Consider the following 14,252-nt stretch of genomic DNA (forward strand, 5'->3'; position numbering starts at 1 on the left):
CCTAAACGTTGTACGTTTATCATTTCCTTTTTCGTAAAGACTATGTATAGCGGTGCATTTATGAAGGGTAAAGGTGGATTCGAAATGGATTTGAAGTTGAATTATACTGAACTTATAAAGAAGTTAATCGTTGTAATCATCGCAGGTTTATTAAACGCGATTGGGATGAATTTATTTTTAACACCAGCAAAAGTGTATGCGAGCGGCTTTGCTGGATTGTCTCAATTATTATCACAAATATTAGGTGATTTTTTATCGATTCACATATCTACGGGAGTATTGTTTAGCTTATTTAATATTCCTGTCGTTATTTTAGCGTGGAAAAAGGTTGGAAAGGCCTTCACCTTTTTTAGTTTTCTTTGTGTTATATTTATGACTCTGTTTCTAGAAATCATCCCTGTTAGAGCGGTTTCGAATGATATTATATTAAATGCGATTTTTGGCGGGATTATTTCGGCAATTGGAGTAGGGATTGCTTTAAAGTGGGGTGCTTCTACAGGTGGATTAGATATTATCGCCATGATTTTATCAAAAATAAAAGATAAGCCTGTCGGTACATACTTTTTCTTTTTTAATGCAATTATCATTATCGCTGCTGGCTATGTATATGGATGGGAAAAAGCGTTATATACGTTAGTGACTTTATATGTATCAACGAGAATTATTGATGCAATTCATACTCGTCATGTAAAGATTACAGCATTAATTGTTACGAAGAATGGGGCGGACGTAAGAAAGGCGATTCACTCGCGATTAGTAAGAGGAATTACAACGATACCAGCAACAGGTGCTTATACGAATGAAAATAAAGAAATGTTAATGATGGTTATTACCCGTTACGAGTTATACGAATTGGAGAGGATTATTAAACAAGTGGACCCAGGTGCATTTACAAATATACTGCAAACAGTTGGGGTGTTCGGATTGTTTCGGAAAGATTAAAGAGGACCAAAGTTGGTCCTCTTTTTTAATGTACATTCGTAATGTTTTGCAATTGCTCTTGCATTTCACGGAGCTGAACTTTTTCAGCAGTTGAAGAGTTTGCGTAAGCGGATTGCAAAGCATTTTTTGCTCTATATACGAGATCTTGTTGCTCAGTACCGCTTGAACAAGATACGGCATTTTCAACAGCATCTCTAGCTTGTTGGAATAGTAAGTTCCCCATTTAAACCCCTCCAAAAGAAGAGTTACTTCTTGCCTTTTCTGCCTCAGCTAATGTACCTCTGTACGGGAATCTTGCATCATGCTTCATAACAGCATCGGCTCCTTGTTGGATAAAACGTTTTGATTTGTTCTTTTTACCCATTCGAAAAACCCCCTTTATTTAGCTGAAAACAATCGACGCGATGTCTTATGCGCCTACTTATAGTATGGGCATTTGGCAGGAAACTATAAGTAGGGAATTTTTAGATTACAACCCAAGAACCTCTTCTAAATATAAAGCAATACCATCTTCTTCGTTCGTTAACGTAGTATGGTTTGCGAGTGATTTTAATTCAGGGATGGCATTACCCATTGCGATGCCGTGACCAGCAAATTCAATCATTTCAAAATCATTATCTTCGTCACCGAAAGCGATAATTCGCTCTTGTGGAATGTTGTAATGACTAGAAATTTTTTGTAATCCGACCGCTTTATTTAATCCGCTTTTTACAATTTCAATAATCGGCCAAGGTGCACCCCATTTTCTATGGTCGATTACTTCCGCATGCATATCAGTTAAATGTTGACGAATTGCAGTAGAATGCTCGTCATGTGCGTCAATTAATAAGCAAGTTGGATGGTCATTTAAAATATTTAATAAGTCTCCTGTAAAAATCTTAGGAGAACCGAATTCGAAAATGTGTTTTTTATCTTCATCAATTTCACGAACATACACATCATCCATAACTTCAGCGTATATATTTTTTACGCCGAAATCAAAACAAGCTCGTACAATTTCTTGCGCTGTTGCTAGCTCAAGAGGAGAGTGATGTATACCCCAGTTTGAATCAAGAGGATGGTGCACGTACGCACCGTTAAAGTTTACGATAGGTGTATTCAGACCTAGTTCTTTATAGTAATCATAACTAGCGCGGAATGGACGTCCTGTTGAAATAACGACAACGTGTCCTTGTTCCTTTGCTTTTGCAATTGTATGTTTCGTTCGAGTGGAAATTATTTTGTTGTCTGTTAATAAAGTGCCGTCTAAGTCTAATGCGATTAAATGTTGTTTGTTCATAATTTCACCTCTTATAATAATTTTTTTGTTTCTATCTGTATTTCCGTTTTTAATATGCAGAAATAAGAGGTTAGACTGGGTGAGACCACCATAGATGGAGGTTTCACTATATATCCATCTTACGTCGCGAAGTACTATGGTGTCTACTATTTCTCGTTGGAAATTAAGAAAAGTCAACATCTTTTTAGAAAGTTCAAATAATGTTTCTTTCATTATGTACAAAATGTGAAAAGGGTTACATTGCTCGTATGATGAGGCATATAATGAACATGTAATCTTCTCGTATATGTTTGACTCTCCTTTGAAACTAGCCTAGAGTAGGTTGGTTTCTTTTTTTCTACAGATAGGAAAGGAATTCCTTCCTAAGCTTGTGTCATTCATGTATATGTACAAGAATGAGATGTAGTACTTGTTTCCTAAACATGACAGAAAACCTTTCTTTTAAAATGGATATACTAATGAGGCAAGACGTCATGGAAGGAGAATGAAGATGGGACAAAATCGCAGGTTTCGTTCTGGACAAAAAGCGCCAAATGATGGCATTTACGTAGAAATTGGTGAAACGGGAAGTATGGTAAAAAATCCGCAAATGGTACAATTAACTGCCGGTGAAAAGTTTCCAGATAACACGAATCATAACCGCCAGTGGACATATAAAAGAAAACCGTAACAGAAGCCGCAATCTTTATTGCGGCTTTTTTGTTGTTACATAATGTAGTTTCATTTATCGTACTTTTTTTAATAGCATAATGAATGCTCCTTTTTTCTTTTTCCAATAATAAGTTTGAAAATGCATAGGCGAATTTATTGTATAAAAAAGTCAGTTGGCGTATAATTAAATCAAAGGTCAAAGAAAGTCAAACGTTTGGAGGGCTGTAAAGATGGACTTAAATCAAATGACAACAAAAACACAAGAGGCGATTATGAGTGCCCAATCTTTAGCGGTATCTCATCATCATCAAGAAGTAGATACTGTTCATCTCTTGTTTACATTATTAGAAGAGCAAGATGGGTTAGCAGTGCGTATTTTTCAAAAAATGAATGTCGATATAGAAGCGTTAAAGCAAGGCGCCGAAAGTTTAATTAAGAAAAAGCCTTCTGTAACGGGAAGCGGTGCAGAAGTAGGCAAATTATATATAACAGGTGCTCTGCAACAACTATTTGTAAGAGCAGGAAAAGAAGCAGAGAAATTGCAAGATGACTACATTTCAGTGGAACATGTATTGCTTGCTTTTTCTGAAGAAAAAGGCGATATCAATCAATTATTTACAAGATTTCATATTACGAAAGATAACTTATTACAGTCTTTAATGACAGTTCGGGGGAATCAAAGAGTGACTAGTCAAAATCCAGAAGCAACTTATGAAGCGTTAGAAAAATATGGCCGTGATTTAGTGGCAGAAGTGAGAGCAGGGAAAATTGATCCTGTTATTGGCCGGGATAGTGAAATTCGACGTGTCATTCGCATTCTTTCACGTAAAACGAAAAACAACCCTGTTTTAATTGGTGAGCCAGGTGTTGGTAAAACAGCAATCGTTGAAGGGTTAGCGCAGCGTATTGTGAAAAAAGATGTACCTGAAGGGCTAAAAGATAGAACGATCTTCGCGTTAGATATGAGTGCGCTCGTAGCTGGTGCGAAATTCCGTGGTGAGTTCGAAGAGCGTCTGCAAGCTGTATTAAATGAAATTAAAAAGAGTGAAGGGCGTATTTTATTATTTATTGATGAACTTCATACAATCGTTGGCGCCGGTAAAACAGAAGGTGCGATGGATGCAGGGAATATGTTAAAACCGATGCTTGCTCGCGGTGAACTACACTGTATTGGGGCGACGACATTAGATGAATATCGTAAATATATTGAGAAAGACCCGGCGTTAGAAAGACGTTTCCAACAAGTATTAGCAGAAGAACCAACTGTTGAAGATACAATTTCCATTTTACGTGGTTTAAAAGAGCGTTTTGAAATTTATCATGGTGTAAATATTCATGACCGCGCGATTGTAGCAGCATCAGTTTTATCAGATCGATATATTTCGGACCGTTTCTTACCAGATAAAGCAATTGATCTTGTCGATGAAGCGTGTGCAACAATTCGTACAGAAATCGATTCTATGCCGACAGAATTAGATGAAGTAACGCGTCGTATTATGCAGTTAGAAATTGAGGAAGCAGCTCTTGGAAAAGAAACAGATCGTGGTAGCCAAGAACGTCTTAAAACGTTGCAACGTGAACTATCAGATTTAAAAGAAGTTGCAAGTGGTATGAGAGCGAAATGGGAGAAAGAAAAAGAAGACATTCACAAAGTTCGTGACTTACGTGAACATTTAGAACGTCTGCGCCGTGAATTAGAAGAAGCAGAAGGTAATTACGATTTAAATAAAGCAGCCGAACTTCGTCACGGGAAAATTCCAGCAATTGAAAAAGAGTTAAAAGAAGCGGAAGAAATGGGCGCGCATAATAAACAAGAAAATCGTTTATTACGTGAGGAAGTAAGTGAAGAAGAAATTGCAGATATTGTTTCACGCTGGACTGGTATTCCTGTTGCTAAACTCGTTGAAGGTGAACGCGAGAAATTACTACGCTTAGAGCAAATCTTATCAGAGCGTGTCATCGGACAAGAGGAAGCAGTAAGCTTAGTATCAGACGCGGTTCTTCGTGCTCGCGCTGGTATTAAAGATCCGAACCGCCCGATTGGTTCCTTCATTTTCTTAGGCCCTACGGGTGTTGGTAAAACAGAACTTGCAAAAACGTTAGCGCAGTCTTTATTCGATAGTGAAGAGCAAATGATTCGTATTGATATGTCTGAGTATATGGAGAAACACGCAGTGTCACGCTTAATTGGTGCACCTCCTGGATATGTAGGATATGAAGAAGGCGGTCAATTAACAGAAGCGGTAAGACGTAAACCATATTCCGTTATTTTATTAGATGAAATTGAAAAAGCACATCCAGAAGTATTCAACATTTTATTACAAATGTTAGATGATGGACGCATTACAGATTCGCAAGGACGTACAGTGGACTTTAAAAACACAGTTATTATTATGACTTCAAATATTGGATCTGCTCATTTACTAGATGGATTAGAAGAAGATGGCTCGATTAAAGAGGAATCAAGAGACCTTGTAATGGGGCAATTAAGAGGACATTTCCGCCCTGAATTTTTAAACCGTGTTGATGAAATTATTTTATTTAAACCTCTTACAACGAATGAAATTAAAGGTATTGTTGATAAAATTGTAAAAGAATTACAAGGGCGTTTAGCTGACCGTCACATTACAGTAGAATTAACAGACGCAGCAAAAGAATTTGTTGTAGAAGCTGGCTTTGATCCGATGTATGGAGCTCGTCCATTAAAACGATACGTACAACGTCAAGTGGAAACGAAATTAGCGCGAGAATTAATTGCAGGAACAATTACTGACAATAGTCACGTAGTTGTCGATGTAGAAAATAACGAATTAGTTGTTCATGTGAAATAAAAATAAAAAAGAGTTCGGATAAAATCCGGACTCTTTTTTTAGTGTTGTTCTACTGGCTCGTTTGGAATTGCAGCTGAAATCGCTAGTACTAATACAGCAAGAACAACTGAGAAAATAGACGCTTGGTTAAAGTCGTATGTACCGCCAGTCATAGAGCCGATTACATAGCTCATCATATGTACAAGTAAGAACGACCAAATTAATGCCCAAATGAAACGCATATTTTACACCTCTATTCGTTCAATCTGTCCTTATTGTAACACAATTGAAAAAAGAATATAGAAAAATATTTGTAGATTTTTCAACGCAAATTTGCATTCCGTTCATACATTATAAAAGAGTGGTTTTATATGTTTAGAAAATAAGGCGGGGGAAAAATGAGTATTACGGAACGTTTTTTTTACTTAGAAAAAGAACCATGTGTCATTTATTTACCGGAGAAGCCAAATGGATTTTCGGTTATGCTCCTCGGTGATTACAACTACTTTATTGAGAATGGTACAAGTTTATGGACACAGCATGCGGGAAGATCTTATTTTTTACATGGCCTTATTGAGGAAGGCTACACAGTCTTTTCTTCTAATTTATACGGAAGGCACTGGGGAAACGACCAATCTGTTCGTCTAGCAAAACGTTTATATGATGTTGTTTTGAGAAAAGAGACGTTAAATGCGAAAATGCACATAATGGCAGATGGTATGGGTGCGCTTGTAGCACTTGAAATGATGAACAAATACCCTGAATGTATTCGTTCTGTCATTATGTTGAATCCATGTTTAGATTTACCAGAATATGTGGAATTTGAGAAAGAGCATAAGTTTTTTTACAAAAGATTAGTGAAGGAATTAAGTTTGGCGTATGATGCCAAAGAAGAAGAGTTAGATTTAAAAATAAATAAGAAATCATTTACGCTTCTGCCATCTTGTGTACCTGTCAAAGTTTTCGTATCAACACAAGAAAAAAGAGGAAGAAAACAACAGTTGCGTAAATATGAGAAAATGAGGCAATTAAATCAATGCGATACTTCTGTCTTGTTCCATCTGCAAGATGTGAAATATAAAATGGTTAGGCAAACGACTGATTTCTTTAAAAAATATGAAGAAGAATTGTGAAGCTCCCATATACATAAATGAGGAGCTATTTGTTTCAAGGAGAAAGGGTTGGTGGTATGGAACGCGTGCTGATAATAGGTGCACTTACGTTTGTAGGTTATCACCTTGTGAATAAAATGATCGCAGAAGAAGTAGAAGTGTATGGTCTTGATTTTGATGAATTCAATAGTATGACCAAAATTAATGAAGAGAAGTTATTGTTAATTGGGCGAAATGCGTTATTTACGTATTATTCGATAAGAGATGAAGATGGATGGAGATTAGTAGAGGAAGAGAGATTCGATACTGTTTACTTTTGCTTATATGAGCCAAATCAGCAATGTGGATTTCGGAATGAAAGAGTCATATTACAATATTTAAAGCGAATTATAAGAATGTGTGAAGAACAAAAATTGAAGTTAAATTTAATTTCTTCTATTGAAGTAGGTAGTACAGATGAATCGGAAAATAAGCGCATATTTTTGAAAGTAGAAGAAGGATTGAAAAAAGGGGATTTACAATATAGTGTATTTCGAGTTCCTACATTATATGGACCGTGGCAACCGTCTTTTATGATGTATCATCAGCTCATTTTATCAGAACTGGATGAGAAAGAGTGCTATTATGCGAGTGAGGAAAACGGAAGTGATCTACTGTACGTGGAAGATGTATGTGAATACTTATGGGAAAATGGAATGAACGAGCAGCATCTCGGTATATACAATTTGCTTAGTGGTAAAAAGTCATTATGGAAAAAAGGTATGAACCTTTTACGCGCGGATGATAAAGTAAATAAAAATAATAACGAAGTAAGAGATGAGGCTATCGAGGTAATTTCGATAAAAAGAAATACTCCGTTAGAATACGGTTTAAATAAGCAACTGGCACACATGAAAAAATATAAAGAGTTATACGAAGGGTAGCACGCGTGTTACACTATTGTATGTGAAAGTTTTAATGGAGAGGAAGAGTATAATATGAACGAAAAAAGCATGCAGTTTTTACAAATCGCAATGAAGCATTTACCAGAAGCAAAGGCCATTTTAGATGATAATGGAATTGCGCTTGATATGGAGAAAGCACAACCAGTATTAGAGTTATTGATGAAAGTTATGAACGAAGCATATGAGCTTGGGAAAGCAGATCAACAATAAAACCCTTTCTTTTTGAGGAGAAAGAGGCTCGAACCGTCGAGAGAAGCGGTTCGAGCCTTTTTATATTTCAAAAGAAACAGGGAAGGTATGTTTCTGTTTCTTTTAATAAACAATAAAGTGAATAATGCCTAGCTTTATGTTTTAGCTGAAATATATTCTAGACAAAAATACATTTATGTTTTAAAATTAGTACCAAGTCATAATAATTGATATAAAACGGAGGGCTGCGATGTGAACGTGGGCATTTTAGGGATCGGAAGATATGTGCCGGAAAAAGTAGTCACAAATCACGATTTAGAGAAGATAATGGATACATCCGATGAATGGATTCGTACGAGAACGGGAATTGCCGAAAGACGCATTGCCGATGATACAATAGATACTTCGTATATGGCAGTAGAGGCTGCTAAAAAAGCACTTGAAGATGCAGGGGTTAGCGGAGAAGATATCGATCTTATTTTGGTGGCGACAGTAACACCAGATCGTGCGTTTCCAGCAGTAGCTTGTGTCATTCAAGAAGCGATTGGAGCGAAACATGCAGCTGCAATGGATGTAGGTGCAGCATGTGCTGGTTTTATGTACGGAATGATTACAGCGCAGCAATTTATTCAAACGGGAACTTATAAAAATGTATTAGTAGTTGGTAGTGATAAACTATCTAAAATTGTAGACTGGAATGATCGAAATACAGCGGTACTATTTGGAGACGGAGCCGGTGCTATCGTAATGGGAGCTGTTTCAGAAGGAAGAGGCGTTCTATCTTTCGAATTAGGAGCAGACGGAAGTGGCGGTAAGCATCTTTATCAAGACGAGTATGTTATGATGAATGGCAGAGAAGTGTTTAAATTTGCCGTTCGTCAACTTGGTGAATCTTGTCTTCGCGTGCTGGATAAAGCTGGTCTTACGAAAGAGGATGTGGATTTCTTAGTACCGCATCAAGCGAACATTCGTATTATGGAATCTGCAAGAGAGAGATTAAATTTACCACAAGAAAAAATGAGTATGACAATTGAAAAGTTTGGTAATACATCAGCTTCTTCAATTCCAATTGCAATGGTAGAGGAATTGCAAAATGGACGTATTCAAGATGGTGATTTAATTATACTTGTTGGTTTTGGCGGCGGATTAACATGGGGAGCAGTTGCTCTTCGTTGGGGTAAATAAGGACTGAGAGAAAAAAAGGAGTGTATTTTGTATGGAAAAAAAGAGGGTCGTAATTACAGGGCTAGGAGCTGTTACACCGATCGGTACAGATGTTGAAACAGCGTGGGAAAACATTAAAAAAGGTGTATCTGGAATCGGACGACTTACAAGAATTGATCCGGAACTATTTCCAGCAAAAGTAGCAGCAGAAATTAACGACTTTGAAGTCGAGAAATATATTGATAAAAAAGAAGCGCGCCGTATGGATCGCTTTACACAATATGCAGTAGCAGCAGCGAAAATGGCAGTTGCAGATGCAAAGCTTGAAATTACAGAAGAAAACGGACCTCGAATTGGTGTATGGATTGGATCTGGTATTGGCGGTATGGAGACATACGAAGAACAATTTAAGATTTTTACTGAGAAAGGTCCGCGCCGTGTGAGCCCATTCTTCGTGCCGATGATGATCCCAGATATGGCAGCAGGTCAAGTATCAATCGCAACAGGAGCGAAAGGAATTAACACTTGCTCTGTAACGGCTTGTGCATCTGGTGCAAACTCAATTGGTGATGCATTTAAAGCAATTCAGCGTGGTGATGCTGATGCAATGATAACAGGCGGAGCTGAAGCGCCGTTAACAAGTATGGCATTCGCAGGATTTAGCTCAGCGAAAGCATTAACATTTAATGAAGACCCAGCAACGGCTTGCCGTCCATTTGATAAAAACCGTAGCGGTTTCGTAATGGGTGAAGGTTCAGGTATTTTAATTCTTGAAGAATTAGAGCACGCATTAGCTCGTGGTGCTCACATTTATGCGGAAATCGCTGGTTACGGTGCAACTGGTGATGCATTCCATATTACAATGCCGGCTCCTGGTGGTGAAGGCGGCGTGCGTGCAATGCGTCAAGCTTTAGCAGATGCAGGTCTACAGCCAGAAGATATTGATTACATTAATGCGCACGGTACAAGTACGGATGCGAATGAAAAGTATGAAACGATGGCAATTAAAGAAACGTTCGGTGAGCACGCGTACAAAGTAGCAATTAGCTCAACGAAATCAATGACAGGTCACTTATTAGGAGCAGCTGGTGCTGTTGAAGCGATCTTCTCAATTAAATCAATTACAGACGGAGTAATCCCTCCAACAATTAACTATGAAACACCAGATCCAGAATGTGACTTAGATTACGTACCGAATCAAGCGAGACAACAAGAAGTAAATGCAGTATTAAGTAACTCACTAGGATTCGGTGGTCATAACGCAGTATTAGTATTTAAATCGTATAAATAATAGATGAAATAAGGAGTTTTTTCGTAGCATATTACGAAAAAACTCCTTATTTATTTTTACGTCTTTTTCTCTTGTAGCATATACATAAGAAAAAAGGAGGGATAAAGATGGGGGTTATTGAAACAGCTGAATGGCTACATTTATATTATGGACGGCCAGAAAAACTTTGTGAGAAATTTACGAAGTATATTCCGTTGCCAAAAGAAAGGTTGTATCGCTTTTTAATTTCAAAAGGGATGTATCGTCCGGTCATGCATGGGGAAAAGGAAATTAAAGAATTAGAGGAAAAGGAAATTTGGAAAGAGTTGAGCTTGGAGTATGATAAATTGAAAAATTGGTTGAAAGGTCCGGATGTCCCTGTCTTTATTTTATTATCAGATTCCTATAATCGAACTGTACAAGAAGAGTATAACGGTAGGGCTGGATTATCTATGCGTCATGTTATTTTCTTATTTGTATGTGGACGGAATTCGGTGGAAGAATTAAAGGTGTTATTGGCGCATGAATATCATCACATATGCAGGTTACATCAAATTGAGACGAAAGAAACAGAATATACATTACTTGATACGATGATTATGGAAGGGCTAGCTGAGCAAGCGGTAACGGAAAGATATTCAGAAAAAAACAATGCACCGTGGACGATGTATCTTTCAAAAGAAGAGGCTATTTATTATTGGAAAAATGTTGTACATGAAAGAATAAGTATAAAACGAGGAACAAGGGAGCACGACATCTTATTAAATGGATTTCACTCTTATCCAAAGATGCTTGGCTATGCGCTTGGATTTCATATTGTCAAAGATTGTGTAACATTGGAAGGAGAAGATACACTTTCTTTATTATCTATAGATGCAAAAGAAATATTGAATAAAGCAAATACATTTCATATATAAAAAAACAGGAGCTCTATTTCCTGTTTTTTTAGTATTAATAGAAGAAAAAATAATAATTAGAATATATTTCCTTAGGTGGAATAAAGTTAAGAAAAATTGAACATAATGATTGATACAAACAGTAGTGAAGTGAGGGGTAGTGAATGTTATATCTACATGATGTATGGGTAAATTGGTTTGAAGGTGAAGAGAATGGGTATAACGTTTGTCATTTTTACGAATGGCGGAAAGATGATACGATTGAGCTATTAGATCAAGTGCCATTATTAAAAGTAGATGCCACATTATATCATTACATCGAGGACGAATTGTTAGAGCTTCCGCAAAAATTGTTGGAAGACGTACATCATAAGGCTTATATTCGTAAAAATCATGAACGTTTGCAGCAAGAGTATTGCTTTGTTGTTACAGATGGAAAAGGAATTATTGCGATTGATACAATTGGTTACAATGTACCTATTCGTAAAAGCAGACTTATACCACGGCAAGAGCAGATGGTATATGAGATGGTAGAAAACGTACAAGCAGAAAAGTATGAGTTCCAAGTAGAAGAAACAGAAAAAGAACACCACATTTTATCACCATCGCCTTTCATTATGAATGGCTTGACTCGTAAAGAAAGACAACTAAAACAATTATTATTTATGGCGTTAGATCAATTACATACAACGAAAAATACAGCGGAAATTCGCTATTGGTACACAGAGTGGGATCCGTCAGCATATGGAACGGTCCAACATATGGAATTTGAAGATATTTGGGCAAGACTATATGATGAAGCGGAATCAGGCTGGTCTGAGAAGCACGAACAATTATGCGAGCGCCTTGTAAAAGGACAGCCGTTTTTTGAAAAGTTATGGGAAATGGAAAATGAGCAAAAGGTAAATTAAAAAACCGCCAATTGGCGGTTTTTTAATTTGGTGAAATCCAGCTCCAGCGGCAAGAATGTTCGGTGGCTTCGCGCCTTCCTGCGAGGCAAAAAGCGCCTTTACGTCAGGAGCTCCATCCCCCTCACATTCTAAATGAGCCGCTTCCACTTTATATGTAATTTAGCTCCGGCTCCTAGCCCTTCGCGTCTAAGAACCTTCCCCACGAGAAGGTAAAAAGCACCTTCTGTGGGAAAGAACTTTAGCCGTCAGGGCTAAGCAGTCGCCTCCGCTTTTTATGTTACCTACGTTTTCTGCTTAGTCCCATTGCGTTTTCTACTTTGCGTAGTTGTTTGAATGCAACGCGGTTTGCTTTTTCGGCACCTTTGTCTAGAATTTCGTCTAGTTCTGGGGAGCTGATTAGTTCGTTATATTTGTCTTGGATTGGGCGAATTGCTTCTACGACTACTTGTGCTAAGTCGCCTTTGAAGTCGCCGTATCCTTTTCCTTCGTACATTGCTTCTATCTCTTCAACTGTTTTTCCTGAGAATGAAGAGTAAATTGTTAATAGGTTAGAGATTCCAGGTTTATTTTCTTTATCGAATTTCACGATACCTTCTGAATCTGTTACAGCACTTTTAATTTTCTTTTCAATTGTTTTTGGTTCATCAAGCATACTGATCATTGATTTTGGATTCGGATCAGATTTACTCATTTTTTTCGTAGGTTCGGTTAATGACATAACGCGAGCTCCTACTTTTGGAATACGAATTTCAGGAACTATGAACACTTCACGGAAGCGTTTGTTGAAACGCTCTGCTAGATCACGTGTTAATTCCATATGTTGTTTTTGGTCATCACCAACAGGTACGATTTCTGTGTTATAAAGTAAAATATCAGCAGCCATTAATGGTGGATACGTAAGTAATCCAGCTGGAACTGAATCTCTACCTGAAGCTTTATCTTTATATTGTGTCATACGCTCTAATTCTCCAACGTAAGCAACAGATTGCATGATCCATCCTAGTTGAGCGTGTGCAGGTACTTCTGATTGTACAAATAAAGTAGCTTTTTCAGGATCGATGCCGCATGCTACATAAAGTGCAGCAAGACTACGAATGTTTTTGCGAAGTTGTATAGGATCTTGAGGTACTGTAATGGCATGTTGGTTTACAATACAGAAATAGCAATCGTGTTCGTTTTGAAGCTCTGTAAATTGCTTCATAGCCCCTAAATAGTTTCCAAGTGTAATCGTTCCGCTTGGCTGAATACCAGAAAAGATAACTGACATAATTATTTCCTCCTAAATTTGAATGCGTGATAGGGAAGAGAAGGCAAACAAAAAAGCCCATTCATCCCAAAAAACTATAGGGACGAATGGACCGCGGTACCACCCTAATTATTTCACTACTGTGAAATCTCTCTAATCCATAGTAACGTCTGGATATAACGCCAAGGCCTACTACTTTCGGTTCGGTTTGGTGCTCAAAAGCCCATTCCATACTGTACAATTACTTGTTCACACCGACCACAAGCTCTCTGAAATTGCATCAATATGTACTCTTCTTTATCATCGCATACATATAAATTTATTTATTGTTACTTGAGCTCTTTTAATATGAAAGAACTAAAGTTTTATAACAAAATGTTTTGCTGATTATTATATCATATGGGATAGTGTTTGCAAACTACATCAAAATAGTAAAGCTAATGAGGGTCGAGAACAACCCAAGAACGATACCTGTAATACAAATTGGATATGTCCATTTGAATGAATATGTTTTATAAATACGTTCTTTCTTATCTGTAGGTTCCTCGACTTCTTCAATTAAAGAGTCAATCTTTTTGTTCGTGCCAAATACTCTCTGGAAAGCGTAAAGAGTTACATTGAAAAATCCATTTTGAAATATGAATAAAAAACCACCTATCAGAATAAAAAATAGCGCGATATAAAACGAGATGTTGACAAAGTTCAACAAAAATTGAGATGAAATGAGGAATGCACCAATACTAGAAGCAATCATCGCTATAAAAATTAGTATACAAGTATGAAAAAAACTTTATTCAAAATATTCCCCTCCGTCAAAATATTACTAGAATTATTATAC

Annotated in this window: 16 protein-coding genes and 1 other annotated feature; of the genes, 10 read left to right on the top strand and 6 right to left on the bottom strand. The window is 37.2% G+C overall.

Annotated elements, in window-relative coordinates; genetic code table 11:
• Positions 1 to 84 precede the first annotated feature (84 nt).
• Positions 85 to 942, top strand: a complete 858-nt coding sequence (locus tag BCG9842_RS05615; RefSeq protein ID WP_000364431.1) for a YitT family protein — start codon at positions 85 to 87, stop codon at positions 940 to 942.
• Between the two features lie 25 nt (positions 943 to 967).
• Here BCG9842_RS05615 and BCG9842_RS05620 read toward each other — a convergent pair whose 3' ends face one another.
• The 3 genes from BCG9842_RS05620 to BCG9842_RS05630 all read right to left on the bottom strand — a co-directional run bounded on the left by BCG9842_RS05620 (position 968) and on the right by BCG9842_RS05630 (position 2,221).
• Positions 968 to 1,165: a DUF3813 domain-containing protein gene (locus BCG9842_RS05620; RefSeq protein ID WP_000527408.1), complete on the bottom strand. Its 198-nt coding sequence runs from the start codon at positions 1,163 to 1,165 to the stop codon at positions 968 to 970.
• Complete coding sequence (locus BCG9842_RS05625) at positions 1,166 to 1,306, bottom strand: hypothetical protein (protein WP_000516816.1); 141 nt, start codon at positions 1,304 to 1,306, stop codon at positions 1,166 to 1,168. It lies immediately after the preceding gene.
• A 105-nt stretch (positions 1,307 to 1,411) separates the two neighbouring features.
• Positions 1,412 to 2,221: a Cof-type HAD-IIB family hydrolase gene (locus BCG9842_RS05630; RefSeq protein ID WP_001041241.1), complete on the bottom strand. Its 810-nt coding sequence runs from the start codon at positions 2,219 to 2,221 to the stop codon at positions 1,412 to 1,414.
• Positions 2,222 to 2,711: 490 nt separating this feature from the next.
• On the opposite strand from BCG9842_RS05630, the gene BCG9842_RS05635 reads away from it, so the two are divergent.
• Positions 2,712 to 2,891 (top strand): YjzC family protein, encoded by a 180-nt coding sequence (locus tag BCG9842_RS05635; protein WP_000531422.1) that lies wholly within the window; start codon positions 2,712 to 2,714, stop codon positions 2,889 to 2,891.
• Positions 2,892 to 3,102: 211 nt separating this feature from the next.
• A complete protein-coding gene (gene clpB / locus BCG9842_RS05640) occupies positions 3,103 to 5,703 on the top strand; it encodes an ATP-dependent chaperone ClpB (RefSeq protein WP_000365378.1) in 2,601 nt (866 codons plus the stop codon).
• A gap of 38 nt (positions 5,704 to 5,741) precedes the next feature.
• On the opposite strand, the gene BCG9842_RS05645 is transcribed toward clpB, so the two are convergent.
• Positions 5,742 to 5,924: a YjzD family protein gene (locus BCG9842_RS05645; RefSeq protein WP_001211116.1), complete on the bottom strand. Its 183-nt coding sequence runs from the start codon at positions 5,922 to 5,924 to the stop codon at positions 5,742 to 5,744.
• Positions 5,925 to 6,080: 156 nt separating this feature from the next.
• Between BCG9842_RS05645 and BCG9842_RS05650 the strand changes: the two genes are divergently transcribed.
• From BCG9842_RS05650 to BCG9842_RS05680, 7 genes are all read left to right on the top strand, one after another.
• On the top strand, positions 6,081 to 6,815 hold the full coding sequence (locus tag BCG9842_RS05650; RefSeq protein ID WP_000028706.1) for a hypothetical protein: 735 nt from the start codon (positions 6,081 to 6,083) through the stop codon (positions 6,813 to 6,815).
• Positions 6,816 to 6,844: 29 nt separating this feature from the next.
• A complete protein-coding gene (locus BCG9842_RS05655; protein ID WP_000486171.1) occupies positions 6,845 to 7,717 on the top strand; it encodes an NAD-dependent epimerase/dehydratase family protein in 873 nt (290 codons plus the stop codon).
• Between the two features lie 54 nt (positions 7,718 to 7,771).
• A complete protein-coding gene (locus BCG9842_RS05660; protein WP_001003335.1) occupies positions 7,772 to 7,948 on the top strand; it encodes a ComZ family protein in 177 nt (58 codons plus the stop codon).
• 231 nt (positions 7,949 to 8,179) lie between these two features.
• Entirely contained in the window at positions 8,180 to 9,112 is a 933-nt protein-coding gene (gene fabH, locus BCG9842_RS05665; RefSeq protein WP_001100533.1) for a beta-ketoacyl-ACP synthase III, read from the top strand.
• A gap of 31 nt (positions 9,113 to 9,143) precedes the next feature.
• The gene (gene fabF, locus BCG9842_RS05670; protein ID WP_000412645.1) at positions 9,144 to 10,382 is read left to right on the top strand and encodes a beta-ketoacyl-ACP synthase II; all 1,239 of its coding nucleotides are present in this window, start codon (positions 9,144 to 9,146) and stop codon (positions 10,380 to 10,382) included.
• Between the two features lie 107 nt (positions 10,383 to 10,489).
• Positions 10,490 to 11,278, top strand: a complete 789-nt coding sequence (locus BCG9842_RS05675) for a DUF2268 domain-containing protein (RefSeq protein WP_000538198.1) — start codon at positions 10,490 to 10,492, stop codon at positions 11,276 to 11,278.
• 143 nt (positions 11,279 to 11,421) lie between these two features.
• On the top strand, positions 11,422 to 12,168 hold the full coding sequence (locus tag BCG9842_RS05680) for a YjbA family protein (protein ID WP_000966117.1): 747 nt from the start codon (positions 11,422 to 11,424) through the stop codon (positions 12,166 to 12,168).
• A gap of 277 nt (positions 12,169 to 12,445) precedes the next feature.
• Here BCG9842_RS05680 and trpS read toward each other — a convergent pair whose 3' ends face one another.
• Together trpS and BCG9842_RS05695 are read right to left on the bottom strand one after the other, a co-directional pair.
• Positions 12,446 to 13,435 (bottom strand): tryptophan--tRNA ligase, encoded by a 990-nt coding sequence (gene trpS, locus BCG9842_RS05690; protein ID WP_000110979.1) that lies wholly within the window; start codon positions 13,433 to 13,435, stop codon positions 12,446 to 12,448.
• Between the two features lie 75 nt (positions 13,436 to 13,510).
• Positions 13,511 to 13,727 (bottom strand) — a binding site (T-box leader).
• Positions 13,728 to 13,832: 105 nt separating this feature from the next.
• On the bottom strand, positions 13,833 to 14,168 hold the full coding sequence (locus tag BCG9842_RS05695) for a DUF3899 domain-containing protein (protein ID WP_003277140.1): 336 nt from the start codon (positions 14,166 to 14,168) through the stop codon (positions 13,833 to 13,835).
• Positions 14,169 to 14,252 lie beyond the last annotated feature (84 nt).

Origin of the sequence: Bacillus cereus G9842, assembly GCF_000021305.1 — a bacterium.
Taxonomy (GTDB): domain Bacteria; phylum Bacillota; class Bacilli; order Bacillales; family Bacillaceae_G; genus Bacillus_A; species Bacillus_A thuringiensis_S.